Origin of the sequence: Novosphingobium resinovorum, from assembly GCF_001742225.1 — a bacterium.
Classification (GTDB): domain Bacteria; phylum Pseudomonadota; class Alphaproteobacteria; order Sphingomonadales; family Sphingomonadaceae; genus Novosphingobium; species Novosphingobium resinovorum_A.
This window is the reverse complement of the sequence record NZ_CP017075.1, coordinates 1,160,081-1,185,828: the sequence shown is the minus strand read 5'-3', so window position 1 is coordinate 1,185,828 and position 25,748 is coordinate 1,160,081. Positions and strand designations below refer to the sequence as shown.

At 65.9% G+C, this 25,748-nt stretch carries 20 protein-coding genes and 3 tRNA genes; 10 read left to right on the top strand and 13 right to left on the bottom strand.

Translation table 11 applies throughout. The features are described 5' to 3' along the window. The first annotated feature begins 132 nt into the window (after positions 1–132). The 4 genes from BES08_RS05400 to BES08_RS05385 are packed head-to-tail and all read left to right on the top strand — an operon-like array spanning position 133 to position 6,814. A complete protein-coding gene (locus BES08_RS05400) occupies positions 133–1,518 on the top strand; it encodes a TIGR03013 family XrtA/PEP-CTERM system glycosyltransferase (protein WP_008828394.1) in 1,386 nt (461 codons plus the stop codon). Continuing rightward, positions 1,515–3,617 carry an XrtA/PEP-CTERM system histidine kinase PrsK gene (gene prsK, locus BES08_RS05395; RefSeq protein ID WP_008828393.1) on the top strand — a complete coding sequence of 701 codons (2,103 nt, stop codon included), beginning with the start codon at positions 1,515–1,517 and terminating at the stop codon, positions 3,615–3,617. Before BES08_RS05400 ends, prsK begins: the two co-directional genes overlap by 4 nt. Then, positions 3,617–4,984, top strand: a complete 1,368-nt coding sequence (gene prsR, locus BES08_RS05390) for a PEP-CTERM-box response regulator transcription factor (protein WP_008828392.1) — start codon at positions 3,617–3,619, stop codon at positions 4,982–4,984. The genes prsK and prsR overlap by 1 nt, the downstream gene beginning before the upstream one ends. 51 nt (positions 4,985–5,035) lie before the next feature. After that, positions 5,036–6,814: a tetratricopeptide repeat protein gene (locus tag BES08_RS05385; protein WP_036524348.1), complete on the top strand. Its 1,779-nt coding sequence runs from the start codon at positions 5,036–5,038 to the stop codon at positions 6,812–6,814. Positions 6,815–7,127: 313 nt separating this feature from the next. Here the strand turns inward: BES08_RS05385 and panB are convergent, their stop codons facing one another. After that, complete coding sequence (gene panB / locus BES08_RS05380; protein ID WP_008831544.1) at positions 7,128–7,997, bottom strand: 3-methyl-2-oxobutanoate hydroxymethyltransferase; 870 nt, start codon at positions 7,995–7,997, stop codon at positions 7,128–7,130. Between the two features lie 187 nt (positions 7,998–8,184). On the opposite strand from panB, the gene BES08_RS05375 reads away from it, so the two are divergent. Beyond that, entirely contained in the window at positions 8,185–9,750 is a 1,566-nt protein-coding gene (locus BES08_RS05375) for an amino acid permease (RefSeq protein WP_069707750.1), read from the top strand. Between the two features lie 148 nt (positions 9,751–9,898). After that, positions 9,899–10,624 carry an extensin-like domain-containing protein gene (locus BES08_RS05370; RefSeq protein ID WP_008831542.1) on the top strand — a complete coding sequence of 242 codons (726 nt, stop codon included), beginning with the start codon at positions 9,899–9,901 and terminating at the stop codon, positions 10,622–10,624. Between the two features lie 23 nt (positions 10,625–10,647). Here the strand turns inward: BES08_RS05370 and BES08_RS05365 are convergent. From BES08_RS05365 to recJ, 4 genes are all read right to left on the bottom strand, one after another. After that, positions 10,648–10,723: transfer RNA gene (locus BES08_RS05365), tRNA-Glu, on the bottom strand. 39 nt (positions 10,724–10,762) lie between these two features. Further along, positions 10,763–10,837: transfer RNA gene (locus tag BES08_RS05360), tRNA-Glu, on the bottom strand. A gap of 34 nt (positions 10,838–10,871) precedes the next feature. Continuing rightward, a tRNA-Glu gene (locus BES08_RS05355) sits at positions 10,872–10,947 on the bottom strand. A 92-nt stretch (positions 10,948–11,039) separates the two neighbouring features. Continuing rightward, complete coding sequence (gene recJ, locus BES08_RS05350; protein ID WP_008832082.1) at positions 11,040–12,839, bottom strand: single-stranded-DNA-specific exonuclease RecJ; 1,800 nt, start codon at positions 12,837–12,839, stop codon at positions 11,040–11,042. Between the two features lie 179 nt (positions 12,840–13,018). Between recJ and BES08_RS05345 the strand changes: the two genes are divergently transcribed. Genes BES08_RS05345 through BES08_RS05335 form a run of 3 tightly spaced genes read left to right on the top strand, consistent with a single transcriptional unit; the run spans position 13,019 to position 14,834 of the window. Further along, positions 13,019–13,447: a flavodoxin family protein gene (locus tag BES08_RS05345; protein WP_008832083.1), complete on the top strand. Its 429-nt coding sequence runs from the start codon at positions 13,019–13,021 to the stop codon at positions 13,445–13,447. 14 nt (positions 13,448–13,461) lie between these two features. Next, complete coding sequence (locus BES08_RS05340; RefSeq protein ID WP_008832084.1) at positions 13,462–14,265, top strand: hypothetical protein; 804 nt, start codon at positions 13,462–13,464, stop codon at positions 14,263–14,265. Beyond that, positions 14,262–14,834, top strand: a complete 573-nt coding sequence (locus tag BES08_RS05335; protein ID WP_083274583.1) for an AHH domain-containing protein — start codon at positions 14,262–14,264, stop codon at positions 14,832–14,834. The genes BES08_RS05340 and BES08_RS05335 overlap by 4 nt, the downstream gene beginning before the upstream one ends. Here BES08_RS05335 and BES08_RS05330 read toward each other — a convergent pair. Beyond that, positions 14,789–15,739 (bottom strand): NAD(P)H-dependent flavin oxidoreductase, encoded by a 951-nt coding sequence (locus BES08_RS05330; protein WP_008830023.1) that lies wholly within the window; start codon positions 15,737–15,739, stop codon positions 14,789–14,791. The genes BES08_RS05335 and BES08_RS05330 overlap by 46 nt on opposite strands. 175 nt (positions 15,740–15,914) lie before the next feature. On the opposite strand from BES08_RS05330, the gene BES08_RS05325 reads away from it, so the two are divergent. Next, the gene (locus BES08_RS05325) at positions 15,915–17,087 is read left to right on the top strand and encodes an FAS1-like dehydratase domain-containing protein (RefSeq protein ID WP_008830024.1); all 1,173 of its coding nucleotides are present in this window, start codon (positions 15,915–15,917) and stop codon (positions 17,085–17,087) included. A 121-nt stretch (positions 17,088–17,208) separates the two neighbouring features. Here the strand turns inward: BES08_RS05325 and BES08_RS05320 are convergent, their stop codons facing one another. From BES08_RS05320 to BES08_RS05290, 7 genes are all read right to left on the bottom strand, one after another. Continuing rightward, a complete protein-coding gene (locus BES08_RS05320; RefSeq protein WP_069707747.1) occupies positions 17,209–18,585 on the bottom strand; it encodes a hypothetical protein in 1,377 nt (458 codons plus the stop codon). Between the two features lie 372 nt (positions 18,586–18,957). Further along, complete coding sequence (gene leuA / locus BES08_RS05315; protein WP_008830026.1) at positions 18,958–20,625, bottom strand: 2-isopropylmalate synthase; 1,668 nt, start codon at positions 20,623–20,625, stop codon at positions 18,958–18,960. A 249-nt stretch (positions 20,626–20,874) separates the two neighbouring features. Continuing rightward, a complete protein-coding gene (locus BES08_RS05310; RefSeq protein WP_008830027.1) occupies positions 20,875–21,186 on the bottom strand; it encodes an I78 family peptidase inhibitor in 312 nt (103 codons plus the stop codon). A gap of 57 nt (positions 21,187–21,243) precedes the next feature. Beyond that, entirely contained in the window at positions 21,244–22,749 is a 1,506-nt protein-coding gene (locus tag BES08_RS05305; RefSeq protein WP_008830028.1) for a glycosyltransferase family protein, read from the bottom strand. 275 nt (positions 22,750–23,024) lie between these two features. Continuing rightward, the gene (locus BES08_RS05300; RefSeq protein WP_007682679.1) at positions 23,025–23,282 is read right to left on the bottom strand and encodes an ATP synthase F1 subunit epsilon; all 258 of its coding nucleotides are present in this window, start codon (positions 23,280–23,282) and stop codon (positions 23,025–23,027) included. A gap of 1 nt (position 23,283) precedes the next feature. Continuing rightward, positions 23,284–24,741, bottom strand: coding sequence for a F0F1 ATP synthase subunit beta (gene atpD, locus BES08_RS05295; RefSeq protein ID WP_008830029.1), 1,458 nt, complete (start codon positions 24,739–24,741; stop codon positions 23,284–23,286). Positions 24,742–24,765: 24 nt separating this feature from the next. Further along, entirely contained in the window at positions 24,766–25,641 is an 876-nt protein-coding gene (locus BES08_RS05290; protein ID WP_008830030.1) for a F0F1 ATP synthase subunit gamma, read from the bottom strand. Positions 25,642–25,748: the final 107 nt, after the last annotated feature.

Here is a 25,748-nt window from a genome sequence, read left to right as displayed (position 1 = left end):
CAGCGTTCCAGGTTTTCGGCAAAAATACTGATTTTATCGGCACACCTGTCAAGGTAACCGACATTTTACGCCTTTAGCCTAGGCCATCGTTCGAGTGCCGGAATTCGGCCACGAAGGATGGCGCAAGCGACGATGATTCGTCTGTTCAAACACTATATCCCGCATGCCGTGGTGCTGCTCTGGCTGGTCGACGTGCTGTTGCTGGCGGCGGCCAACGAGACATCGTGGCGGCTGCGCGCGCAGCAGATCGGCATCGACCCGGCGCCGCTGGCCGACCGGCTTATCGCGCACGGCGCCTTTGCCGCGGTGATCTCGCTGTCGATGGTGGCGGTAGGCGTCTATGGAGCCGACGCGCTGCGATCGATGCGGTTCGCGGCGGCGCGGTTGCTGGTGGCGATCTCGCTCGGCGTCATTGCGCTTTCCTTCGTGGACTTTCTTGTCGGCGGGCAGAATTTCTGGCGCTCGACGCTGGCCTATTCGATGGCCTTCGCGATCGTGCTGATGATCTTCAACCGGCTGCTGCTGGGCGGTTTCCTCGGCACCAGCGCGTTTCGCCGCCGGGTGCTCGTGCTCGGTGCGGGCGAGCGTGCGCAGCGCTTGCGCGTACTGGGCGAGCGTCCCGAGAGCGGCTTCGTCATCGTCGGCTATGTCGCCATGAGCGAAAGCGTGCCGGTGGTCGAGGAGGCCATCTCCCGCTCGGCCATCAACAACCTGACCCGTTACGTCGAGAACCTCGGCGTCAGCGAAGTGGTGCTGGCGCTGGAGGAGCGGCGCAACGCGCTGCCGCTCAAGGACCTGCTGCGCATCAAGACGGCGGGCGTCCACGTCAACGAGTTCTCCAGCTTCCTGGAGCGCGAAACCGGCCGCGTCGATCTCGACACCGTCAACCCGAGTTGGCTGATCTTTTCCGATGGTTTCTCGTCCGGCCGGGCGATTTCCAGCGCGGCCAAGCGCGTGTTCGACATCGCCGTCAGCCTGCTGTTGCTGGCGGTTACCGCACCGGTCATCCTGATCTTCGCGCTCCTGGTGAAAGTCGATAGCCGGGGACCAGCCTTCTACCGCCAGCCGCGCGTCGGCCTGTTCGGCCAGCATTTCGACGTCATCAAGCTGCGTTCCATGCGTACCGATGCCGAGGCTGCGGGCGCGCAGTGGGCATCGAAGGACGACCCGCGCGTAACCCGCATCGGCAAGTTCATCCGCAAGGTCCGCATCGACGAACTGCCGCAGGCCTGGACCGTCCTCAAGGGCGAAATGAGCTTCGTCGGCCCGCGCCCCGAGCGCCCGGAGTTCGTCGCCGATCTTGAGGATCAACTGCGCTATTACGCCGAGCGCCACATGGTGAAGCCGGGCATCACCGGCTGGGCGCAGATCAACTACCCATACGGCGCCTCGATCGAGGATTCGCGCAACAAGCTCGAATACGACCTCTATTACGCCAAGAACTATACGCCTTTCCTCGACTTCCTGATCATCCTCCAGACCTTGCGCGTGGTGCTCTGGAGCGAGGGCGCGCGATGATGAAGGCCTCCGCCGTCTGGGCGACGATGGGCGTCGGGCTCGACCTGACGGGGGCCATCGCGCTGGCGAGCATCGCAATCTGGCTGTTCTCCCGCCGCGACCGGTTCGGCGCTGCGGGCACGGCCATGGTCGTCGCGCTGCTGTTCACGGCCTTGTGGAGCCTTGCCTGTGCCTTCGGCATCGGCACGCCGGAAGTGACGTTCCTGCCCGCGCTGTCCGAGAGTGCGCGTAATCTTGCATGGCTGGTCGTGGTCTATCGCCTCTTCGCCAGCGACGGACGTGATGCCAGTGTTGCGCCGATCCGCCCGGTGATCTTCGCGCTCGGTGCGGTCGAAATCCTTCACTTTGCCGTCAATTCCGGCCTGTCGCGGCTGGAGATAGACCGCGATGTCCTCGACTTCGCATTCCAGTTCAACGTGATGTTCCGCCTGCTGGTGACGGTTGGCGGGCTCGTCCTTGCGCACAATCTCTACGCGGGGGCGCCGCGCGAATCGCGGGCGGCTTTGCGCTGGCCGGCGATGGGGCTGGCAGTGCTCTGGGCCTTCGACCTCAATCTTTACACCATCGCCTACCTGGCCGGAAACTGGCCTTACGAGATTGCGGCCATTCGAGGCGTTGCCGCCATCGCCATGGCCGTCTGCATCGCAATCGGCGGTGCGAAGAACCGCAACGACCTGCGCCTGCGCCCGTCGCGGGCGGTCACGTTCCAGACGTTCTCGCTGCTGGTGATCGGCGTCTACCTCGTCGCCATGGTGGCTGTGGCGCAGTGGCTGTCCTACGCGGGCGGCAACTTCGCGCGGCTGGTGGAACTGGCTTTCCTGACGCTCGGCAGCGCCTTCGCCCTGGTCGTGCTGCCCTCGCGGCGGGTGCGGTCGTGGTTCAAGGTCATCCTCGCCAAGCATTTCTTCCAGCACCGCTACGACTATCGCGAGGAATGGCTGCGCTTCACCCGCACCATCGGCTCCGATCAGAGCGCGGCCCTCGGCGAGCGCGTCGTCCAGTCGATGGCCGATGTCTTCGAGAGCCCGGCGGGCCTGCTCCTTACCCCTGGCGAGCACGGCGAACTGACCCTTGCCGCCCGTTGGAACTGGCGCGAGATCGAGGTGCCCGCAGTCGGGCTGCCGGTGCAGGACATCGCCCATTTCGAGCGCACCGGCTATATCGCCGATCTCGACGATGTGCGCGCGGGTCGTGAGAGCGGAACCACGATCCCGAACTGGCTGATCGACCACCCGCGCGCCTGGGCGCTGATCCCGCTCGTCCATTACGACCGCCTCGTCGGCATGGTGGTGCTGGCTCGGCCGCAACTGGCGCGCAAGTTCGACTGGGAGGACTTCGACCTCCTGCGCGTCATCGGCCAGCAGGTGGCAAGCTATCTCTCGGAGAATGCCAGCCAGCTCGCGCTCGCCGAATCCGCGCGGTTCGAGGACTTCAACCGTCGCATCGCCTTCGTGATGCACGACATCAAGAACCTCGCCAGCCAGTTCAGCCTGCTTGCGCGCAATGCCGAACTGCACGCGGAAAAACCCGCCTTCCGCGCCGACATGCTGGTGACGCTGCGCAATTCCTCGGACAAGCTGAATGCCCTGCTGGCGCGGCTCTCGCGCTACGGTTCGGGCGGCGTGGACCGGGTCGAGCAGGTGGCCGCGACCGAGGTGCTCGGGCTGGTCATGGAACGCTTCAAGGACAGCCCGCAGGTCGTCCTCGCCGAATCGCGCGACATCATGGTCACCGCCAGTCGGCATTCGCTGGAGCAGGTGCTCGTCCACCTCGTCCAGAATGCCGTCGATGCCAGCGAGCCGGAGAGCCCGGTGTTCCTGTCGCTCGTGGTCGAAGGGATCAACGCCCGCTTCGAGGTGCTCGACAGCGGCACCGGCATGAGCGCCGACTTCGTGCGCAACCGCCTGTTCAAGCCCTTCGTCTCGACCAAGTCGGGCGGCTTCGGCATCGGCGCCTTCGAGGCGCGCGAGCTGGTGCGCGCGATGCGCGGCCGTCTCGACGTCGAATCGCGCGAGGGGCTGGGCTCTCGCTTCACGGTGCGCCTGCCGCTGGCGGCGGCGACCGACATCTATCCGAACTACGCCGAGAAGGTGGCCTGATGACTGAATCTCTGCCCAAGCTGCTCATCGTCGAGGACGACGCCGGGCTTCAGGCACAGCTCAAGTGGGCCTACGAGGATTTCGAGGTCTTCGTCGCCGGGGATCGCGCCAGCGCCATAGCGCTGCTGCGCTCGGAGATGCCGGACGTGGTGACGCTCGACCTCGGCCTGCCGCCGGACCCGGACGGCACCACCGAGGGCTTTGCGATCCTCGACGAGATCATGGCGCTCAAGCCCGACACCAAGGTCGTCGTCGCATCGGGCCACGGGGCGCGGGAAAGCGCGCTGCAGGCGATCGCGCGCGGGGCTTACGACTTCTACCAGAAGCCGGTCGACATCGATGCGCTGGGTCACATCGTGCGCCGCGCGCTCCACCTGCACCGGCTCGAGGAAGAGAACCGCCGCCTCGCCGGCAAGGTGGAGAAGGACGAGAAAGTGCTCGGCCGGATGATCACCGCTGCACCGGAAATGGTTAAAGTGGCGCGCACCATAGAGCGCGTAGCGAATACCAGCGTCTCGGTGATGCTGCTGGGAGCGAGCGGCACCGGCAAGGAACTGCTGGCGCGCGGGCTCCACGAGGCCAGCGGCCGCGCCAAGCGCGAGTTCGTGGCGATCAACTGCGCGGCGATCCCGGAGAACCTGCTCGAAAGCGAGCTGTTCGGGCACGAGAAGGGCGCCTTCACCGGCGCTGTGAAGACCACGCCGGGCAAGATCGAGCAGGCGGCGGGGGGCACCCTGTTCCTCGACGAAGTCGGCGACATTCCGCTGCAACTGCAGGTCAAGCTGCTGCGCTTTCTGCAGGAGCGCGTGATCGAGCGCGTCGGCAGCCGCCAGTCGATCCCGGTCGATACCCGCGTCGTCTGCGCCACGCACCAGAACCTCGAGGGGATGATCGCCGAAGGGCGGTTCCGCGAAGACCTGTTCTATCGCCTCGCCGAGATCGTCGTGCGCATCCCCGGCCTCGCCGAGCGGCCGGGCGATCCGACACTGCTGGCGAAGGCATTCCTGACCCGCTACGCCAAGGAGATGAACCCGCGCGTGCGGGGCTTTTCCGCCGATGCGCTGGCGGCGATCGATGCCTGGGGCTGGCCCGGCAACGTGCGCGAGCTGGAGAACCGCGTGAAGCGCGCGGTGATCATGGCGGACGAGAAGCTGGTCTGTGCCGGCGACCTCGACTTGGCCGGTCCCGACGAGCAGGTGGCGACGGCGCTGAACCTCAAGACCGCGCGCGAGGCGGCGGACCGCAAGGTCATCCGCCATGCTCTCGCCCGTAGCGAGGGCAACATTTCCAGCACTGCCAAGATGCTCGGGATCAGCCGGCCGACGCTGTACGACCTGCTCAAGCAGTACGACTTGCAGCCGTCCTGATCTTCGATGCGCGGGGGGCGTTTCTGGAGATTTGTCAGGTGGGGCGCGGCGGTGATACCGCCGCTGCTGGTGCTGGCCGTGTGCTTCTCGCTGGTGCTGACGACCGCGACGCCGGTTGCCGTCGGCGAGATTTCCCGCGCCGACAAGCTCATCGGGCAAGGCCGCAAGGCCATCGCCCGGGGTGACGGCATCGACGCGGAAATGAAGCTGCGCGCGGCGCTCGAACAGGGAGCCGCACCGCCAGAGGTCAACGCCTACATGGGCGAGGCATTGTTCGCACAGAGCCGCCGCGACCGCGCGCGGCCCTATCTTGCCCGCGGCGAGTTCACGCAAGGCAGCGCCGCCGAGGGCTGGCGCGCACTGGGGCTGCTGGAGCGGCTCGACGGCAACCTTCCGGCTTCCGGACGTGCCTACGACCGGGCACTGGCGATCACCCCGAACGATGCCGGGCTCTGGGTCGAGGTCGGGCGCCTGCGCTATGCGGGCGGCGAGCACCTGCTGGCGATCGAGGCGGCCGACCGCGCGCTGAAACTAGACGAGGGCAACGTGCGCGCGCTGGAATTCCGGGGTCAGCTGGTGCGCGATCGCTATGGCCTGCTGGCTGCGATCCCGTGGTTTGAGAGCGCGATCACGCACGATCCCAAGGACGTCTCGGTCCTGCTTGAATATGCCGCGACGCTGGGCGAACTGGGCCACGCGAGCGAGTGCCTGACGATCACCCGGCGCGTGCTCGAACTCAGTCCGAAGAACCCGCGCGCCTTCTACCTGCAGGCGGTGCTGGCGGCGAGGGCGGGCAACTACGGCCTCGCGCGCGGGCTGCTGGCGCGGACAAAGGGCAAGCTCGACGACCAGCCTGCCGTGCTCATCCTGCGCGGCATCACCGAGATCGCTGCCGACAACCCGGAAGCGGCGGCCGAGGCGCTCGAAGCGGCGCTGCGGCTGCGCCCGGACAATATGCACGCCCGCGAACTGCTTCTGCGCGCGATCGTCATGGCGGGGCAGTACCGCTATGCCATCCTGCGCTTCGCCGACGACATCGCCGACGGTGACGCCTCGCCCTACATGCTCACCACCGTGGCGCGGGCCTGGGAAGTTCTCGGCGATCGTCAGCATGCAGGGGAGTTGCTTGATCGGGCGGCGAGGGGACAGGGCGCGCAGCTTCGGGTACTGGGCGAGAGCGGCCGCATCGGCCAGATGTTGCATCTCGGCCAGACCGGCGAGGCGCAAGTCGCAGCGGAGGCGCTGCGCCGGTCCGACCCCGGATTCTACGATGCGCAGGCCCTCGCAGGCGACGTGCAACTGGCGATGGGTCACGTCGCCGAGGCGCAGGAGCGCTACGCGCTGGCTTCGCAGATCCGGCTGCCGGAAAGCCTCTTCGAGCGCCGGTTCGCGGCCTATGCGATGGCGCACGACCAAAAGGGCGCGCGCGAACTGGTCGCCGCCTACCTCGGCCAGAACCCCACCAGCCGCCCGGCCTTGCGCGCGGCGGCGGAACTGGCGGTCGGCGCGGGCGATCTCGGGCGCGCCCGGACGATCCTGGCGTGGCTGCGCAACAATGGCGGCGAGGGCGACGTGGATCTGCGCGCAGACCTTGCCATGGCGGAGGCCGGCACCGGTGACCTTGCCGCTGCGCGGGAGAATGCGCTCGCGGCCTATCGCCTCCAGCGATCGAATCCGCTTGCGGCGCAGGCCCTGGGATACAGCTATGCGGCAAGCGGGGACTATGCCCCACAAGCGCGGGCGCTGCTCGACAAGGCGCAGGCGCTGCTTGGCAATACCGCGCCCGTCGCCGAGGCCCGTCGCCGGTTGCAGGGCAGGGCGGCACGCTAGGAGCCGGGCATGCTTCCGTGCCGTATTTTCGACGGCGACTACAGCTGAGTGGGTGGGAAATGGACGTTGTCCCACCCACCCCGCTCATGCTGAGCGGGGTGGGTGGTCTGATTGGGGTGGTGAGCGGTAGTTCATCCTCCCTGTTGCGAAGCAATGGGGAGGTGGCAGCCTGCAGGGCTGACGGAGGGGGTTCTACCCCTCCACCACCCGCTGCGCGGGCGGTCCCCCTCCCCATCGCTGCGCGACAGGGAGGATAAACCACCGCAAAGGGCGAAACCGGAAAAGCCGGTTTCGCGTGGGCCACCGGACCCGGTCACTTCGGCTGGTAAGTCTGCTCGATGCCGGGGAAGCTGCGATCGCGCACTTCTGCGGCGTACTGCGCGGCTGCTTCCGAAACCACCGAGCCCATGTCGGCATACTTCTTCACGAAGCGCGGCACCCGCTCGAACATGCCGAGCATGTCCTCGGTAACCAGTACCTGCCCGTCGCACTGTGCCGAGCCGCCGATGCCGATGCTGGGACAGGCGATGGCGCGGGTGGCTTCGATGGCGATCGTCTCGACGACGCCCTCGATCACGATCGAGAACGCTCCGGCTTCGTCGAGCGCCTTGGCATCGGCGACGATCTTGGCCGCCTCGGCCTCGCTGCGGCCGCGCGCATTGTAGCCGCCGAGCACGTTCACCGCCTGCGGGGTCAGGCCGATGTGGCCCTGTACGGGGATGCCGCGCTCGTTCAGGAAGCGTACCGTTTCCGCCATCGCCGCTCCGCCTTCGAGCTTCACGCCCGCGCAGCCGGTTTCCTTCAGCAGCCTCGATGCATTGGCGAAGGCCTGTTGGGGCGACTGCTCGTAAGTGCCAAAGGGCATGTCGACGATGACGGCGGCATGGTAGCTGCCACGCACGACGGCGGCGCCGTGGGCGATCATCATCTCCAATGTCACCGGCACGCTGGAGGGCAATCCGTAGATCACCTGACCGAGGCTGTCGCCGACGAGCAGGAGGTCGCAATGCGCGTCGAGCAACTGCGCCTGCCGTGCCGTGTAGGCCGTCAGCATGACGATCGGTTGTTCGGTCACGCCGTCCTTCTTGCGGCGGCGAATCGCCGGAATCGTCAGGCGCTTCATCGGCGCCGGAGTGGGGTTTGCGCGGCTGGTCGCGGTGTCGATCTGGAAGGTCGTAGACATGGGTGGGGCTTCTAGCGCCCGATCTGGTCCCCGGCAAATCTCCAGAGTGGGCCGTACGCCTGCCGTGGGCACGGGATATACCGGATTGTTGTAAGAATATTACAATGCTGGGGAATTTACCGCAGGGGCCTCTTGCCAAGCGCCTGCTTGTCGTTAGCCTCCTGGCATTCGCAATTCGGGGGTCCACATGTTCGGACGCGTAAAGCCGCTCGACGCCATTCTGGCGACGGCGGAAAAGAAATCTCTTCACCGATCACTGGGTCCTGTCCAACTGACGCTTCTGGGCGTCGGCGCCATCATCGGCACCGGTATCTTCGTGCTCACTGCCGCAGCTGCGCAGAAGGCCGGTCCCGGCATGATGTGGAGCTTCATCATCGCCGGCGCGGTCTGCGCCGTCGCGGCGCTGTGCTATTCGGAACTGGCCTCGATGGTGCCGGTTTCGGGCTCGGCCTACACCTACTCCTATGCCGTCGTCGGCGAAGTGCTGGCCTGGATGGTCGGCTGGGCGCTGATCCTTGAATACGCCGTCGCGGCTTCGGCGGTCTCCGTCGGTTGGTCCGGCTACTTCATGGGCCTGCTCAAAAGTCTGACGGGGTTCGAGCTACCGGCGATGTTGGCGGCCGGGCCGACGTGGTCGCTCACCGGCGTCGACTTCTCCAGCGGCATCATCAATGTGCCCGCCGTGGTCGTGGCACTCGCGGTGACTTTCCTGCTGATGCTGGGCACCAAGGAAAGCGCGACCTTCAACGCGGTTCTGGTCGCGATCAAGGTGGCGGCGCTGACGATGTTCGTCATCCTCGCGCTGCCGGTGCTCAATACCGAGCATTTCGCACCCTTCGCACCCAATGGCTGGTTCGGACCGGCCGGCACCAGCGGTCTCGGCATAGTCGGGGCCGCTTCCTCCATCTTCTTCGCCTATGTCGGCTTCGATGCGGTCTCAACCGCTGCGGAAGAGACGAAGAACCCACAGCGCAACGTGCCGATCGGCCTGATCGGTAGCCTCGCGCTTTGCACCGTGTTCTATCTGCTCGTCGCAGCCGGTGCGATCGGTGCCATCGGCGCCCAGCCGACCGCTCTGGGCACGCAGCCCGGCTCGGCAGAGTTCACCGCCCAGTGCGCGGCGCTCGCCGCCAAGGGCAGCCAGCCGCTGGTCTGCTCGCAGGAGGCGCTGGCGCACGTTCTGCGTTCGATCAACTACACCCGCGCGGGTGACCTTATCGGTCTCGCAGCGAACCTGGCGCTGCCTTCGGTCATCCTGATGATGCTCTACGGCCAGACCCGCATCTTCTTCGTGATGGCGCGCGACGGCCTGCTGCCGGAGAAGCTAGCGACCATCCACCCCAAGTGGAAGACGCCGCACATCGTCACCCTGATCACCGGCGTCTTCGTGGCGATCGCCGCGGCGCTGCTGCCTGTCGGCCAGTTGGCGGACATCTCTAACTCGGGCACGCTCTTCGCGTTCCTGATGGTGTCGGTCGCGGTGCTGATCCTGCGCGTGCGTGATCCGCATCGCCATCGTCCGTTCCGCACACCGCTGGTGTGGGTCGTGGCGCCGATCGCGATCATCGGTTGCGTGACGCTGTTCTTCAACCTGCCGACCGAAGCGATGCTGGTGCTGCCGATCTGGGGCGCGATCGGCCTCGTGTTCTACTTCGCCTTTGGCTACCGCAAGAGCCACGTGGGCCGGGGCCTCGTCGAGGTTCACGAGGAGGATACCGACGTGCCTCCGCAGACGGTGCCGCCGATCTCCTGATCGGCGCGGCAAGCAATTATGAAGGAGGGGAGGGCAGCTTGGTGCTCTCCCCTTTTCTTATGCCCCGCTCATGCCGGTCTATCCCTAGGTTTTCCACAGCTTTGCCGACAGGCGGCAACGAAGGCCGCGTGCACGACTTGTTGGTTGCATGGTCCTTTCCCGCTTCGACCAGTTCGCCGTTGCCGTGCTGCTGGCCGCCTCGTTCGTACTGGCTAGCCTGGCCTGGCTGCATGATCATCCAGAACACGATCCCCGTGCGCCATTGACGCTTGCCGAGCCCGACGGATGGGCAACCGGGCGCAAGTTCGCAGCGCTGCGGTCCAGCCGGGCTGTGTGCGGGGCTTTTCTCGACAGCGCCGGGGTGAATACGCCTGCACTGCCCGCGACAGGCAACGGGGCATGTCTCAGAGACGATCGGCAGGTCCTGGGCGCACCAGCGCGCCTTGGGACCCTATTACGTCCTCAGGGCGGCCAGGCGACGTGTGCGGTCGACGCCGGACTTGCCCGCTGGATAAGACACGGCGTGCAGCCTGCCGCAGAGGCGGTATTCCGTCAGAAGGTGGTGCGTATCGAACATCTTGGCACCGCAAGCTGTCGCCGGATCGGCGGCGGTGAACGCGGCAACTGGAGTGAGCATGCCACCGGCAACGCCATCGATATCGCCAGCTTCGTATTGGCGGACGGAAGCCGGATAAGCGTGGCGAAGGATTGGAATGGAAAGGACGCGGCGACGTCGCGCTTCCTGCATGACGTACGGGATGCTGCCTGTCGCAGCTTCTCTACCGTGCTGTCGCCCGACTACAACGCGGCTCATGCCGATCACCTGCATCTCGATCAGGCGAAACGCGCCGGGGGATGGTCAACCTGCCGATGAGTTGGGGGACGCGAAAAGAGAAATGGTGACCCCTACGGGAATCGAACCCGTGTTTCAGCCGTGAAAGGGCCGCGTCCTAGACCGCTAGACGAAGGGGCCATCTGGCCATTTCAAACGACTTTTCCGGAAAAGTCCGGATGGTGACCCCTACGGGAATCGAACCCGTGTTTCAGCCGTGAGAGGGCCGCGTCCTAACCGCTAGACGAAGGGGCCATGAAGCCGTTTTGTTACCTCCCACCGTAACCGATGGTGACCCCTACGGGAATCGAACCCGTGTTTCAGCCGTGAAAGGGCCGCGTCCTAGACCGCTAGACGAAGGGGCCAAACCGGGTTGCGCCGGAGGCAGGACCGGCCCTCTAACGGTGGGTCCAAGGGTGGTCAACCCTTATCTGGAAACTTTTTTGAACCTTTCGTTTCAGTCGCAGAAAGCCGCGTCATCAAGGTGCAGTTCCGCCGCCGGGCGGCTGCCCCAATCGTCGATCTTCGCACGCCCGGCCAGCCACAGCTTGCGGCCTTGTGCAGCGTGCAGAAGGGCTTGGCCCATCTCGGTTTCGGCGCTGCGGAAGGCCATGGCCTTGAACCGTCCGCCGTCGGGTCCGGAAACGATCAGGCGCAAGTGGTCGGCTCCGACGACGTCCGCCTTGACGATGCGGACGGGGCCGACCGCCACGCGCGGGCCGGGCCAGCCCATGCCGTAAGGCCCGGCGCTCTCCAGCGTCTCCACGAGCGAGGGTACGAGGCCGCCGGGGGAAAGAGCCAGATCGAGCAGTACGCTGCGATTGGCGCTCGCGCGGGAGACATCGGCGGCAAGGTGTTCGTCCAGCCATTCCGACAGGGCATCCAGCTTATCCGGCGCAATGGTGAGGCCGCAGGCCATGGCGTGCCCGCCGCCGGCCTCCAGGAAGCCGGCCTCGCGCGCGGCGATGATCGCGGCGCCCAGGTCCACGCCGGGGATCGAGCGGCCGGAGCCCTTGCCGTTACCCGCATCGTCCGCCCCCAGCGCGATGACGAGAGCCGGCTTGCCGGTTTTCTCCTTGATGCGTCCCGCGACGATGCCGATGACACCCGGGTGCCAGCCGTCGCCCGCACAGACGACGACGGAGCGGTTGTGCTGTCGATCGATCTGCGCTTCGGCCATTTCCTGTACAGCCTGTTCAATAGCGCGGCGTTCGTCGTTCAGGCGGGACAACTGCGCGGCGATATCGCGTGCCTCGTCGGCATCGGTCGTGGTGAGGAGGCGAACGCCGAGGGTCGATTCGCCAACACGCCCGCCGGCATTGATGCGCGGGCCGAGCGCGAAACCGAGGTCGCTGCACGTTGGTGCCCGGCCGAGGCGGCTGGCGTCGATGAGTGCCGACATGCCGATGTTGTCGCGCTTGGCCATCACCTTGAGACCCTGTGCCACCAATGCACGGTTCAGGCCGTGAAGGGCGGCGACATCCGCTACAGTTCCGAGTGCCACGAGGTCGAGCAGGGCGAACAGGTCCGGTTCGCGGCGATTTTCGAAGAACCCGCGTTTGCGCAGCGTGCGCACGGTCGCGACGGCCAGGAGAAAAGCGACGCCGACGGCCGCGAGGTGGCCGTGGGAAGCGGCCAGGTCGTCCTCGTCGAGGCGGTTGGGGTTCACCAGCGCAGTGGCACGTGGCAGTACGGGCGAGCACTTGTGGTGGTCGACTACGATGACGTCGACACCCGCTTCGTGCGCCATGTCGAGCGCTTCGTGCGCCATCGCGCCGCAGTCCACGGTGACGATCAGGCTGGAACCTTCGCCCGCGATGCGCACCAGCGCCTCGCCGGAAGGACCATAGCCTTCGAGCAGGCGGTCCGGGATATAGTAGCGAGCGGGATGGCCGAGGGCTCGCATCAAGAGGATCAGCAGCGCCGCGCTCGTTGCGCCGTCGACGTCGTAATCACCGTATACCGTCACGGTCTCGCCCGTCAGCACCGCCTGGGCGAGCCGCTCGGCTGCCGCGTCCATGTCGCGGAATGCCGAGGGGTCGGGCAGGAAGGCGCGAAGGCTGGGATTGCGATGGCGCTCCAGATCCTCGCGAGCGACGCCGCGCGAGAGCAGGATCTGAGTGACGATATCGTCTTCGAGACCGGCCGGGCCTCTGCCGAGGTCATCGGAGAGGTCCATATTGCCGCCGCGCCAGTGCCAGGCCTTGCCGGTCAGCGAGCGGTCGATCCCGAAGACACAGGCGGATCGTGATTCCATGAGGTCCGCGTTACCGCAGGCGTCGTTCGACGGGAAGTGGCGGGCCTATGTCGATCCCCGCATTTCGGGCCTGGGTGGCATGCAAGGCGGGCTTCGGGCTATGATGAGGAAAGGAAACAAGGGCTGTTGATTCTCTGCTCGCTATACTCTGGCACAGTCGTACCGGCGCAGCGCGCGCCATGGCCGAGGCGCTGCATCTTGGCGCGGGCGACGATGCGCGCCTGATCACCGTTTCTGATGTATCTGCCGAGGACTTGCTTGCGGCTTCCGGCTATGTCTTCGTCTGTCCGGAGAACCTGGGTTCGATGACGGGCTTGATGAAGGAGATGTTCGACCGCTGCTATTATCCGCTGCTGGGCCGGGTCGAGGGCAGGCCTTATGCCACGGCGATCGCGGCCGGGTCTGACGGCCGCGGAGCGCAGGCACAGATCGATCGTATCGTCACCGGCTGGCGTCTGCGGCGGGTCGCGGAGCCGCTCATCGTCAACCTCGATGCGCAGACGCCCGAGGCGATACTGGCCGAAAAACATGTGCCGCAGGCGCAACTGGATGCTTGTCGCGATCTCGGCGCTGCGATGGCTGAAGGGCTGCAACTGGGGATTTTCTGAGGAAGGGCTGCACAGTGCCGAATGGACTCGACGCTACGCTGGAAATGATGCCTATTCGCCCGATGCCGCAGCGAGCAGACAGCACCGCAGGGCTGTGCCTGCTCTTCGATCCCGGCGCGCGGCCCGATGCGGATGCCGTGGCGCGGCTTATGGAGGCATCGGCCGCTTCCGGCTTGCCTGCCAGCATCAGCCATCGTCCAGCGCCGGAGGCGGGATGGCTGGAACTGTTGGCCAGCGGCCTGACTTTCGACCTCGTCGGGCTCGATCCGGGGGCTCCGGGGCGGATGATCGAGGCGCAGCAGCGGTTCGGGTTCGCTGACGATGCCGTGCCGAGCAGGGGCGAGTGCATCGAACTGGTTCCATCGGGGCACATCATCTCTGGTGCAGGTCTGCAGCCCGTTCTGCGCACGATGATGGGACTGGCGGCGAACCTCGTGCTCGATCTTCCGGTCCGCGCGGTCGGCTGGGGGCCTGCGCAGACATGGATGGAGCCCCGCTATTTCTGCCGCACGGTGCTCAACTGGCTTGGCGGCGGGGCTTTCCCGGCGCTTGGTCTGACGGCGCTGCTTACCGCCGAGGACGGCAGCCTCGTAAGCCGGGGGCTTGCACATTTCACCGGGCAGGAAATGCAGCTTGAAGGACGTCCTGACGAAACGGCGGCCGATACCGGAAAACTTGCGGTCCGGGTGATCGACCAACTTGTCCGCCGGGGCTGCATTGCCGAGCCTATGCGGATCGATGCCGGCGGGCAGGCGCTACTCGTCGAGCCGTCGCAGGTGGGCAAACTCGTGCTGGTATGGCGTGAGGACGAGGGCTGAGCGCACTCAGGCGATACCTCTCCTTCCGCGCCGTCAATCGAAGCGACGCACCTGGCTACGATTCCGGCCTGCAGCGTCACCACCTGCTGCCGCGGCAACTGCTTGGGCAGGCGGCGTTCGCGCGGATGCTGGAGAGCATCGGCGGGCACCGCCATCGGTTCGAGGACTTTCGCGAGAACGGGTTGCTGCTGCCTTGTGACGAGCCCGCCGCGCTACGCATGGGCCTGCCGCTGCATCGCGGGCCGCACCGGCTCTACAGCGCGCTGGTGGTCGAGCGGGTGGGGCAGATCGAGAGCAGCTGGGCGACAATGCGCGACAAGGATCCACAAGGAGCGGCAGTGCAGGCCCATATGCGGCTGGATCTGCTGCAGCGGGCGTTGCGGCGCTACCTTCTGGACGGGCAGCGGCGGCGGTTGAAACTGAACCGCCGCGATCCGTCGGGCGCGGGCGTGGACTTCACCGAGCTGGACGCGATGGTTGACGCGCTATGGGGTTCCACGCGTGCCGCCGTGGCGCCGCTCGCTCAGTCCATGCCGGTGCGGGTGCGCAGTTCGTCCTTCGCCGACTGATACTGTGCGGTAAGCACCTCCACGCGATCCGCGACGGTCTCGATCGAGCGGATGGCTCCGATCCCCTGTCCGGCGCCCCAGATGTCCTTCCAGGCCTTCGCAGCGGTATTGCCGCCCGAGCCGAAATCCATCTGGTCCTTGCTCCCTTCCGGAAGATTGTCGGGGTCCATGCCGGCCGCGACGATGGACGGGCGCAGGTAGTTCCCATGAACGCCGGTGAACAGGCTGGAATTCACGATATGGGAGGCGTGGCCATCGACGATCGCCTGCTTGTAGGCCTGATCCGCATTGGCTTCGGTCGTGGCGATCCACGGTGTGCCGATATAGGCGAAGTCCGCGCCCATAGCCTGCGCGGCAAGGATCGAGCGTCCGTTCGCGATCGCCCCAGAAAGCGCCACCGGACCCTCGAACCAGCTGCGTATCTCCTGCATCAGCGCGAAGGGGGACTGCGGCCCGGCATGGCCGCCCGCTCCGGCCGCGACCGCGATCAGGCCGTCCGCGCCCTTTTCCACGGCCTTGCGGGCGAACATGTCGTCGATCACGTCGTGCAGGACCATGCCGCCCCAGCCGTGCACCGCCGCGTTGACTTCCACGTTGGCGCCGAGCGAGGTGATGACCAGCGGCACCTTCCACTTCTCGAGCACTGCAAGGTCTTCCTCCAGCCGCGTGTTGGTGCGGTGGACGATGAGATTGACCGCGAAAGGCGCGGCGCAGTCCCGGGTTTCCTCGGTGATACGGTGGAGCCATTCGTCGAGCTGGCTTGCGGGACGGGCATTGAGCGCTGGAAAGCTGCCGACGATCCCGCTCCGCACTTGTGCGATGACCAGCTCCGGATTGGAGACGATGAACATCGGCGCCGCGATCACGGGCAGGCGCAGAGATTTGGACAGCGCGGGAAGGGGCATCTCGTCTCCGTTTAATCGTTCGATTAAATCATCGCATAATCCGGTCCATCCATGGTGTCGAGTGCAGACCGCCGTACCGCCCCCGCGTTTCTGGCGGACGCAGGCGTGACGTTCGCCGGCGACTGAAATAGACACCACTGTCGATTAACAGGCGGAAGCGGAGAAGGAGCACACCATGTCGGATATCGGGGAAGCCACGTTCGATTGTTCGGACATCGACCAGTATCTCGGCACCGTCATCGACAGTTCGCCGATCCGCGAGCCGCTGGGGAACAACGACATCCGGCGCTGGGTGCAGGCCATGCACTATCCGAACCTCGCCCATTACGACCCGGCCTTCGCGGCCGCGAGCCGCTGGGGCAAGCTGGTGGCGCCGCAGAGTTTTCCGATCGTGATGGACGACAGCCACGGCACGTCGTCCTCCTGCATGGGCGGCATCGCCGAATCGCACCTGCTGTTCGGTGGCGATGAGTTCTGGCACTACGGCCCGCGCGTGTTCGGCGGCGATACCATCACCAACGAGCGCATTCCCTACGACTACAGCGTCAAGGACACCGGGTTCGGACCGACCTGCTTCCAGCGCGGTGACAACTATTACCGCAACCAGCACGGCGAACTGATCGCCAAGCAGCGTTCGACCGCCATCCGCTACCGCGCGGCGGCAGGCGGAGCGCGCGTCGATACCTCCGAGTTCGAGGAGCCGGAATGGACCGATGCCGAGATCGAGAAGCTCGAGGAGCGCAAGTTCGGCTGGATCAGGATGCTGCACGATCTGGGCCATGGCGAACGCTGGTGGGATGACGTGAATATCGGCGACCAGCTTCCCGAGCGCGTGTTCGGACCCCACACCGTCGCCAGCTTCACGACGGAATGGCGCTCGTACCTGTTCACGGTATGGGGCACCCTCGATCGCCGCACGATCGACCTGGAGGCTCTTGGCTTCACCAAGGAAATGGCGGGTCACGAGAACGATCCGGTGATGGAGCGGATCAATCCGGAACTCACTGACGGCGCGTACTACGGCCCGTCACGCGGGCACCTGTTCCCCAGGTATGCGCGCAAGATCGGCATGCCACGCGCCTATGGCTACGGCGCCTCGATGGGGGCGTGGGTGACCGACTATCTCGCCGGCTGGGCAGGCGAATGGGGCATGGTGGTGCACTCGACCGCCAATTATCGCGGTCCTGCCCTTAGCGGCGACGTCACCATTCAGACCGCCGAAGTGGTCGACAAGATGGTCGACGAGGACGGGCGCCATCTGGTTCAGGTCAAGCACCTCATGCAGAACCAGAAGGGCGTCAAGATGTGCATGGGCGTGGCCGAGATCGAACTGCCCAAGAAGAAGTGACGCGAAAGGAGGCGGCCCCGGCATGGGCCGCCTCCTCCCCCCGTCGCGTCACCGCAGCAGGGTCGCAGCGTGTCTTCCCTGGGGGAGGGCAACAGAGCGGAAGGACACGCGGACCTTCATCTCAATTGCCGGTGCTTCCTCCCAGTAATCCGCCAAGCAGTCCGGTGACGGGGGCCAGTGCGTCGCCACCCGAACCTGTCGTTCCGCCCAGCAATCCTCCGCTGACGGTTCCGGTCAGGGTGCCGCTTAAGCTGACGTTGAGCGTGCCGACGACACCGTTCACCAGCCCCGTGACGGGCGCCAGGACATCGCCCGATCCGGCGCCGCCGGAAACTCCGCCGAGCAGTCCATTGACGAGCCCGGTGACTGGCGCGAGGGCTGAACCTGCGCCGCCGCTGCCGACGCCGCCCCCGATACTCCCCACCACGGGGCCGACAGCTCCGTTCAGGGCATCGAGCACTGGCGAGGCGACGGAGTTCACCACGCCTGTAACAGGGGCCACGATCGGGGAAAGTCCGTTGGTCAGTTGCGTGACCCCGTTGCCGACCTGCTCGCCCAGCAGTGCACCGGCGAGGTTGCCCACCGGTGCAAGCCCCTGCGCCACGCCGTCGGCCGTGGTCGGCAAAGTCACATCGACAACCTTGCCGTCCGACAGCACATCGGCCGTCAGCAGGGTTCCGGAGACGAGCCCGGAATCCTCGGACAGTACGTTAGCACCGATGAGCGTGCCGCTCGTGCTCGGACCGGTCAGGGCATTGTTGCCCAGATCCAGACCGACGAGCGGCCCGGTGTACGTCGGCGCCGGGCCGGAGCCGCCACCTGGCAGCGCGCCGGTCAGGCCATCTACCAGACCGCCAAGCTGTCCGGAAACCGGGGCGAGCAGTCCCCCTTGGCCCAATACCGGCGCCAGCACTCCATCGACCGTGCCCAGCAATGGATTGGTCACCTGGCTGACCGTCGAGGTAACCACCGCCACAGTCGGCGAAAGTCCATCCGTGACGCTGTTGACGGTGGAGCCGACCTGAGGCCCCAGCAGCGCTCCGGCAATGGCGCCCACCGGAGCGAGCGCTGCCTGGGTCGCCTGCGGTGTGGTGGGCAGCGTAACCGCTACAGCCTTGCCGTCGCCGCTGAGAACATCCACGGCGAGGCCGCTGGAGGACTGTCCTGCGGCGGGCGGCGCCACGTTGACGTCGATCAGTGTTCCGGAGCCGCTTGGCCCGAGGATCGAAGTGCCGCCAATGCCTACTCCGACGGCCGGACCGGTGTAGCTGGTGGTCGTGGGGGTCGGCGTCGGGGTTGGTGCCGGGGTGGGGGTCGGCGTCGGCGTGGGGCTCGGTGTGGGCGTTGGTCCCGGCGTAGGTGTGGGGCTTTGTGTGGGCGTCATACCCGAGCCGGGATTGAAGCCGTTTCCATCGGCACAGGCGCCCAGCAGCAGAAGGGGGATCGCCGCCGCGCCCATGAGGGTTTGCCGGAAGGATCGCGATGAATTGATCGACATGGTGTTGCCTCCGTAAAATACTCCGTAGTCAAGGCGTTAGGCCTGTTGGGGACAGACGCCGCGGACAGACGGAGCCGTGTCGATCGTTTGTGCCGATGCTTGTGAAACGGCCCGATGCCCCCCGTTATGAAATCCGGGCTACGGCTTCGGCAAATCCGGGATGCGGACCGCATATGCTTACGCAAGACCGGTTTCCTGCGGTTTTTCGAACACGCAATGCTGCGTTCAGGGCACGCAAAAGGGGGCAACGCGGTTTGTCGCCATAGCGGCTGCAACTTCCCTCCCGGTCGATGGAGATGCTTTTTTCGGATTCATGAAAAAGGCCCGACCGTTGCCGGCCGGGCCTTTTTCGAATGCGATGCCGAAAAGGGATCAGGCCGCGTTGGCGGCGCTCAGAACGGCGCGCACGCTGGCGGTGGCGACGTCCTCGTCGATGCCCACGCCCCATACGGTGCGACCGTCGGGCAGGGCGCATTCGACGTAGGCTGCGGCGCGGGCGTCCGTGCTCTTGCCCATCGAGTGCTCGGCATAGTCCTTGACGTCGAGGCTGACGCCGAAGCTCTCGGCGATGGTCGCCGTGACCGAGGAAATCAGGCCGTTGCCCTTGCCGGACACCGACTGCTCCTTGCCCTCGACGCCGATCTTGCCCGCGAAGACGCGGGTGTTGTCCGGCCCCTTGGCCTCATCCCAGTCGATCAGCTGGAAGCGCTGCTCGCCGCTCAGGCGGTAGGCCTTCTGGAACACGTCCCAGATGTCGCCCGCCTGCAGTTCGCGGCCGAGTTCGTCAGCCAGCTCTTGTACGTGCTTGGAGAAGTGCGCCTGCATCCGCTTGGGCAGCTTGAGGCCCTGGTCCTGCTCGATCACCCAGGCGAAGCCGCCCTTGCCGGACTGCGAGTTGACGCGGATCACCGCCTCGTAGCTGCGACCCAGATCGGCGGGGTCGATCGGGAGATAAGGCACCGACCAGATCTGGTCGTTGCGCTTCTCCTGCGCGGCGAAACCCTTCTTGATCGCGTCCTGGTGCGAGCCGGAGAACGCAGTGAAGACCAGTTCGCCGCCGTAGGGATGACGCTCGGCCACCTTGAGCTGGTTGCAGTATTCTACCGTCTGGATGACGTCGTCGATGTCCGAGAAGTCCAGCTCCGGGTTCACCCCTTGCGTGTACATGTTCATCGCCACGGTCACGAGGCAGCAGTTGCCGGTGCGCTCGCCGTTGCCGAACAGGCAGCCCTCGACGCGGTCGGCGCCGGCCATCAGGCCCAGTTCCGCCGCCGCGACGCCGGTGCCGCGATCGTTGTGCGTGTGCAGCGAGATCACCGCCGCATCGCGGTTCGGCAGGTTGCGGCAGAAGTACTCGATCTGATCCGCATAGATGTTCGGCGTCGCCGCCTCGACCGTCGCGGGCAGGTTGAGGATGATGGGGTTCTCGGGCGTGGGCTGCAGGATTTCCATCACCGCCTCGCAGCACTCGATCGAGAAATCGAGTTCGGCGGTAGAGAACGTCTCCGGTGAGTATTCGAAGTGCCACTTGGTCTGCGGGTACTTCGCCGCCTGATCGCGCATGATCTTCGCGCCGGTTTCCGCAATGCCGCGGATTTCATGCCGTTCCATGCCGAACACGACATTGCGCCACAGCGGCGAGACGGCGTTGTAGAGGTGGACGATGCCCGCGTGCACGCCAGCCAGGCTCTCGAACGTACGCTCGATCAGGTCCTGGCGAGACTGGGTCAGCACTTGCACCAGCACGTCCTCGGGGATGCGATCCTGATCGACGAGGCCGCGGATGAAGTCGAACTCGGTCGCGCCCGCGCTCGGGAAGCCGACCTCGATTTCCTTGAGGCCGACTTTCACCAGCAGGTCGAAGAAGCGGCTCTTCTTTTCCGCGCCCATCGGGTCGATCAGCGCTTGGTTGCCGTCACGCAGGTCGGTGGAGAGCCAGCGGGGCGCCTTGGTGATGACCTGCGAGGGCCACTGGCGGTTCGGCAGGTCGATCTGCGGGAAGGGGCGATACTTGACCGAAGGGTCTTTCAGCATGGTCATGGGGGTATTCTCGCTCGGTAATTCGTCTGCAGGCAATGTCGGTTCAGGTCCCCTTGAGCGCCGAGCGCGCCGCAGGCCGACGCACTACTTCACGCCCAAGGGCGGATAAGTCGCAGGGTAAGGCCGAGCAGAAGGGTCATGCCCTCGCCTATGGGCACGCGCGCGCGCCGTGTAAAGAGGCAATGCGGCGACGGCGGCGCAATTTCGCGCGCCGTCGCCGAGGTGGGCTTGCCGAATATTGCGCCGGGATCAGGAACAGTAGAAGCGTTTGATCGCGCCGCTCTCGTCCACGTCGACGTTGAGGCGTTCGGCGCGGTAATCCATCGTTACCGCCATGCCGGGTTTGATCACGCGGATCGGCTTGTCGCCGCGCTTCGACTGGATGGCGGCGATCGTGGCATCGGTGGCGGGCTGGCCGACATAGCTGGCGAACTGATCGGCGCCGCAGGTCGGTTCGACTTCCGCAGCAGGGGGCGGGGCGGCTTCAGGCGGGGTCTGCGTGGCGCAGGCGGCCAGCGTCATGGCCATGGCTACGGGGGCGATGAAGGCTTTGGGGGACATGGGTGCTCTCCTTTCCCGGCGCGCTAACCTAGCGAAGCTGAACGAGGACGCAACGCGCTATCCGGCGCAGGCGAAGAACACCGTATGCACCTGTTCGCCGTTATGATCGTAGATCGTGAAACGGCGCTGCTTGCGGCAGGTGCGGGTATAGGCATCGACCATCGCCACCGTTGCCTCGTTGAGCGGCGAGGAGGGCAGGGGCGTCTGCGCAACCACGGTCTCCGGACGGGCGGCGAGGATACGGCGCACTTCGCGCCGTTCGTCGAGGCCGGTCCACTCGCGCCCCTCGTAGAGATGCGGCGAAAAGGCGAGCGGGCTGACCGGATCGGCGCCGATCTTGGCATAGAGATAGTTCGGCGCGCCCCATACGAGGAGGCGCTTCTGCGGCGTCTCCCTATCGACGTAGCCGACCAGCGCTGCGGCAGCGGGCCGGGCACGCCAGCGGTCGTGCAAGTGGAAGGTGCCGGACAAGGCAAGGCTCAGCCCGACCACCGCGATGAGGCCCGGCCAGACCGGGCGGCGATGCGCGAAGTACCCGGCGCACAGGATCGCCAGCGGTGCGAGCGCCGACTGTGCGTAATGCACGTAGATGTTGGGGAACGAGAATATCAGCGCCAGCGCGACGAATGCCCAGAGCGCGACCAATCGCGCGATGGGGCGTTGCTCTCGCTGCCGGTGCAGCGCGTGGAGCCCGATCCCGGAGAAGACCATTGGAATGCCCAGCATCCCCGCCATCGTGAAAATCCGCTGCACCCGGATAGCCGGGTCGGCATAGCCGCGCGCGAAGTTGGAGGTGGCTATCGCGTTCCACAAGTCGGCAAAGTGCCCGTCCATCCAGTAGAACAGCCCGGTCGCCAGCATCGGCAGGCTACCTGCGAGCGCCAGCAGCCCGGCCCTCCAGGCGACGCCGATGACGGATCGGCCGCTCCGGGCGAGCAACAGGATCGCCGTCAGTCCGAACAGCGCGCCTTCCAGCGCCACCGTCTGCTTGATCGCGATTCCCATCCCGGCGCAGAAGAATCCTGTTAGCAACCCTGCGTCGATGCGCCCTTCGCGCAAGCGATCGAAGCGCGAGAGGAGCAGCCATGCCGCAGCGATGATCAGCGTGTTGAAGAAGACTCCCGCTTCCAGATTGTCGCCCTCGAAGCGGCTGAGCAGCGCGAGATAGGAGAGGGCCGCGAGCATCGCGCTGCCCGGCGTTGCGATCATCCGGGCGATGCGGTTGACGCCGTAGGCCCCCAGCGCCGCCGAGAGCGTGGCCACCAGTTGGTAGGCCAGCATCGTTGGCGAGACGAGAGCGATCGCCGTGAAGATCAGGTAGAGTAGCGGCCCCTTGCGATCCCAGATATCGACGTAAAGCAGGTCGCCCTTGGCCAGCCGCTCGCCGACGAGGGCATAGAACTGGTCGTCGATGCCGAAATTCCACTCGCCCCATGCCGGGCAGCGGATGAGGGCAGCAAAGGCGAGCAGGCAAGTGAACTGGGCAAGGCGGCTGTCGGCGACGATGCGTGCAAGGCGTCCCACGCGTCCGGCATCCGGTGCCTCCATCCTCATGCCCGCCATCGAAATCCCCGCAAATTCACGGGGCTTCATAGTCAAGAAAGTCTTACCATTTGGCGAATGCCGACAACGAGCCGGTGCAGTGGACGTTTCGCAAGGTGGGGCGATAAAACCCAGCTTCCAACCCCGCGCAGGCTGAGCTTGTCGAAGCCTCCTGAGGCGTGGTGCTGTGCCTCCCATCCTTCGACAAGCTCAGGATGAGCGGGGTGCGTGGAGCAAACGCAAAGGGCGCCGCCGGTTTCCCGGCGACGCCCTTTGCGTTTGCCTATCCGCGAAGATCAGCCTTCGACGTGCTCGGCCAGCACGGTCAGGCCCGCGTCACCCACTTCGGCAAAACCGCCGGTGATGCGGATTTCCTCGGGCGCGCCGTTCTCGGTCTTGTAGACCTTCAGGGCGCCATCGGCGATCGTCGACATGAAGGGCGCGTGGCCCGCCAGCACGCCGAACTCGCCTTCGGTGCCGGGGACGACCACCATGTGGACGTCCTCGGAACGGACCAGCTTCGCAGGCGTGACGAGTTCGAAGTGCAGGGGCATATCAGGCGTCCGCCGCCAGCTTCTTGGCCTTCTCGACCGCTTCGTCGATGCCGCCGACCATGTAGAACGCGGCTTCCGGCAGGTGGTCGTACTCACCGTCGACGACGGCCTTGAACGACTTCACGGTGTCTTCCAGCTGGACGAACTTGCCCGAGATGCCGGTGAAGACTTCCGCGACGTGGAACGGCTGCGAGAGGAACTTCTGGATCTTGCGGGCGCGGGCGACCGTGACCTTGTCCTCTTCCGACAGCTCGTCCATGCCGAGAATGGCGATGATGTCCTGCAGCGACTTGTACTTCTGCAGGGTTTCCTGGACGCGGCGGGCAGTCTGGTAGTGCTCGGCACCGACGATGCGCGGCTCGAGAACGCGCGAGGTCGAGTCGAGCGGGTCGACGGCCGGGTAGATGCCCAGCTCCGAGATGGCGCGGTTCAGCGTGGTCGTCGCGTCAAGGTGCGCGAACGAGGCGGCCGGCGCCGGGTCGGTAAGGTCGTCCGCGGGAACGTAGATCGCCTGGACCGAGGTGATCGAACCCTTGGTGGTCGAGGTGATGCGCTCCTGCAGCGCACCCATGTCGGTCGACAGGGTCGGCTGGTAGCCCACGGCCGAAGGAATACGGCCAAGGAGAGCCGACACTTCTGCACCCGCCTGCGTGAAGCGGAAGATGTTGTCGACGAAGAACAGGACGTCCTGGCCTTCCTGGTCGCGGAAGTATTCGGCCATGGTCAGACCCGACAGGGCGACGCGGGCGCGGGCGCCCGGGGGCTCGTTCATCTGGCCGAAAACGAGGGCGACCTTGGAACCGTCCGAGGTGGCGTTGCCTTCGGCGTCCTTGGCGATGACGCCGGCGTCGAGGAACTCGTGGTAGAGGTCGTTGCCTTCACGGGTGCGTTCACCGACGCCCGCGAAGACCGAGACGCCGCCGTGGCCCTTGGCGATGTTGTTGATCAGTTCCTGGATGAGAACCGTCTTGCCCACGCCCGCGCCGCCGAACAGGCCGATCTTGCCGCCCTTGGCGTAAGGGGCGAGAAGGTCGATGACCTTGATGCCGGTGACCAGGATCGACGCTTCGGTCGACTGGTCGATGAAGGCGGGAGCCTCGGCGTGGATCGGCGAGAACATGTCCGAGCCGATCGGGCCGCGCTCGTCGATCGGGTCGCCGACGACGTTCATGATGCGGCCGAGGGTCTTGGGGCCGACCGGCACCGAGATCTGCTTGCCGGTGTTGGCGACGGCCTGACCGCGGGTCAGGCCGTCGGTGCCGTCCATCGCGATGGTGCGCACGGTGTTCTCGCCGAGGTGCTGGGCGACTTCGAGAACCAGCTTCTGGCCGTTGTTCTCGGTCTCCAGCGCGGAGAGGATGGCGGGCAGTTCGCCTTCGAAGGTCACGTCGACGACAGCGCCGATGACCTGGCTGATCTTGCCGGTAGTGGTGAGGTTGAGCACGGGTGCAGTGGCCATTTCGGTTTCCTTAGCCTGCGGTTCTTAGAGCGCTTCCGCGCCCGCGATGATTTCGACGAGTTCGGTGGTGATCGCAGCCTGGCGGGTGCGGTTGTAGACGATCGTCAGCTTCTTGATGAGGTCGCCGGCATTGCGCGTGGCGTTGTCCATCGCCGTCATCGACGCACCCTGTTCGGACGCGGCGTTCTCCAGCAGCGCGCCGAAGAGCTGGGTCTTCAGATAGCGCGGGAGCAGGGCGGCGAGGATTTCCTCCTCATCGGGCTCGTATTCGGTGACCGCGTCGGCAGTCTGGGCAACGGCCTTGGGGGCCGGGACCGGGATGATCTGCTGGTCGGTCGGTTCCTGCAGCAGCGCCGAACGGAACTTCGAGTAGAACAGGTGCGCCACGTCGAACTTGCCCGCCTCGTACATCGCGACGAGTTCGTCGGCGACGCGCTCGGCTTCGTCGTAACCGGGGTTACGCACGTCCGAGGTGTCGAACATGTGGGCGACCTGGTTCGGGTGCTCGCGGCGGATCACCGCGCGGCCCTTGCGGCCCACGAGGTAGAACAGCACGGCCTTGCCCTGCGCCTGCAGATCACGCGCCTTGGCGAGGGCCGCCTTGACGATGTTCGAGTTGAACGCGCCGCACAGGCCCTTGTCCGAGTTCGCGACGACGAGCAGGTGCACCTTGTCGCTGCCGGTTCCGGCGAGCAGCTTGGGGCTGTTATCGGAGACGGTGATCTTCGACGCCAGCGATCCCATCACTTCGGCGAGACGCGCCGCGTAAGGGCGAGCGTCTTCCGCGGCGGCCTGCGCCTTGCGCAGCTTGGCCGCGGCGACCATCTGCTTGGCCTTGGTGATCTTCTGGGTCGACTTGACCGAGTTGATGCGGCCTTTGAGTTCCTTGAGCGAAGCCACTCGTTGTTCCTCGTTGCGTCGTCCCGGATCTGGTCCGGGACCGGTGGCAGTCTTTACGCTTGGCCGTTGAGGGCTGCTTCAAGACCGCCTGCGATCCCGGCTTTCGC

Bases quoted from the DNA above. Each gene is read 5' to 3' on its own strand.
- BES08_RS05330 (WP_008830023.1), bottom strand. From the start codon at position 15,739: ATGCCCCTTCCCGCGCTGTCCAAATCTCTGCGCCTGCCCGTGATCGCG.
- recJ (WP_008832082.1), bottom strand. From the start codon at position 12,839: ATGGAATCACGATCCGCCTGTGTCTTCGGGATCGACCGCTCGCTGACC.
- BES08_RS05325 (WP_008830024.1), top strand. From the start codon at position 15,915: ATGTCGGATATCGGGGAAGCCACGTTCGATTGTTCGGACATCGACCAG.
- BES08_RS05345 (WP_008832083.1), top strand. From the start codon at position 13,019: ATGGCCGAGGCGCTGCATCTTGGCGCGGGCGACGATGCGCGCCTGATC.
- atpD (WP_008830029.1), bottom strand. From the start codon at position 24,741: ATGGCCACTGCACCCGTGCTCAACCTCACCACTACCGGCAAGATCAGC.
- BES08_RS05375 (WP_069707750.1), top strand. From the start codon at position 8,185: ATGTTCGGACGCGTAAAGCCGCTCGACGCCATTCTGGCGACGGCGGAA.
- leuA (WP_008830026.1), bottom strand. From the start codon at position 20,625: ATGACCATGCTGAAAGACCCTTCGGTCAAGTATCGCCCCTTCCCGCAG.
- BES08_RS05400 (WP_008828394.1), top strand. From the start codon at position 133: ATGATTCGTCTGTTCAAACACTATATCCCGCATGCCGTGGTGCTGCTC.
- BES08_RS05370 (WP_008831542.1), top strand. From the start codon at position 9,899: ATGGTCCTTTCCCGCTTCGACCAGTTCGCCGTTGCCGTGCTGCTGGCC.
- BES08_RS05310 (WP_008830027.1), bottom strand. From the start codon at position 21,186: ATGTCCCCCAAAGCCTTCATCGCCCCCGTAGCCATGGCCATGACGCTG.
- prsR (WP_008828392.1), top strand. From the start codon at position 3,617: ATGACTGAATCTCTGCCCAAGCTGCTCATCGTCGAGGACGACGCCGGG.
- BES08_RS05320 (WP_069707747.1), bottom strand. From the start codon at position 18,585: ATGTCGATCAATTCATCGCGATCCTTCCGGCAAACCCTCATGGGCGCG.
- panB (WP_008831544.1), bottom strand. From the start codon at position 7,997: ATGTCTACGACCTTCCAGATCGACACCGCGACCAGCCGCGCAAACCCC.
- BES08_RS05305 (WP_008830028.1), bottom strand. From the start codon at position 22,749: ATGGCGGGCATGAGGATGGAGGCACCGGATGCCGGACGCGTGGGACGC.
- BES08_RS05300 (WP_007682679.1), bottom strand. From the start codon at position 23,282: ATGCCCCTGCACTTCGAACTCGTCACGCCTGCGAAGCTGGTCCGTTCC.
- prsK (WP_008828393.1), top strand. From the start codon at position 1,515: ATGATGAAGGCCTCCGCCGTCTGGGCGACGATGGGCGTCGGGCTCGAC.